The 1136-nt window shown below is 60.6% G+C and carries 2 protein-coding genes; both read left to right on the top strand.

The features are described from left to right. Positions 1–216, top strand: a 216-nt coding sequence (locus INT32_RS22025; RefSeq protein WP_193090807.1) for an ureidoglycolate lyase, incomplete at its 5' end; no start/stop codon positions are given. A gap of 126 nt (positions 217–342) precedes the next feature. Then, the coding region (locus tag INT32_RS22020; protein WP_193090806.1) for a bifunctional allantoicase/(S)-ureidoglycine aminohydrolase at positions 343–1136 on the top strand (794 nt) is incomplete at its 3' end.

Raw genomic sequence — 1136 nt, 5'->3', positions numbered from 1 at the left:
GTTGCTCCTGCCGGCTCTGCCCCTACTATTGACCAATTGCGCGTCTTCCTGTGTCAGCCCCACCAAGGCGTGAACTACGCCACCGGGGTCTGGCATCACCCGCTGCTGGCGCTGGAGGCGGTCTCGGACTTTCTGGTCATCGATCGCAGCGGACCAGGACACAACTGCGACATCGCCACGCTCACGCCCGCCGGCTTGATCAGCTCTCTGCCCTGAACCTTATTCACCAGTTGTCCAGGCATGCATTCTCTTGTAGGAGTTTTTTGCCCTGGCTGCTTTACCACTATCCGCTTTACGTTTTTTGCTTTATTTGCTTGAACACAGATACGAGGACCTTTTCCAATGTCAAAGACGCCCTACTACGCGCCCCATGGTGGTCATCCCGCCCAGACCGAGCTGCTGACCGACAGGGCCATGTTCACCGAAGCCTATGCCGTCATTCCCAAAGGCGTCATGCGCGACATCGTCACCAGCTATCTGCCGTTTTGGGAACAAACCCGACTGTGGGTGCTGGCCCGCCCGCTGTCAGGGTTTGCAGAAACCTTCTCCCAATATATTGTCGAAGTGGGCCCCGGCGGCGGCAGCAGCCATCCCGAACAGGACCCGCAAGCAGAGGCGGTGCTCTTCGTAGTAGAAGGCCAGCTCTCGCTCACCCTGGCCGGCACCGAACACACCCTGACCCCGGGCGGCTATGCCTTCATCCCCCCCGCCTCGGACTGGACCGTGCGCAACAGCAGCGATACGAACGCCCGTTTTCACTGGATCCGCAAGCGCTACCAGGCCGTCGAGGGCATTGCCTACCCGTGCGCCTTTGTCACCAACGAGCAGCAGATCGCCCCCGTGGCCATGCCCGACACCGAAGGACGCTGGGCCACCACCCGCTTCGTGAATCCCACCGACATGAGCCATGATATGCATGTCAATATCGTGACCTTCCTGCCCGGCGGCGTAATCCCCTTTGCCGAAACGCATGTCATGGAACACGGCCTGTATGTGCTCGAAGGCAAGGCCGTTTATCGCCTGAACCAGGACTGGGTCGAAGTGCAGGCGGGCGACTTTATGTGGCTGCGCGCCTTCTGCCCCCAGGCCTGCTACGCTGGCGGGCCCGACAAGTTCCGCTACCTGCTGTACAAGGA

The sequence above is a fragment of the Advenella sp. FME57 genome, assembly GCF_014897675.1.
In the GTDB taxonomy this organism is placed as follows: Bacteria; Pseudomonadota; Gammaproteobacteria; order Burkholderiales; family Burkholderiaceae_B; genus Advenella.
Note: the sequence above shows the minus strand (reverse complement) of the source record. Positions and strands in the feature narration are given on the sequence as shown.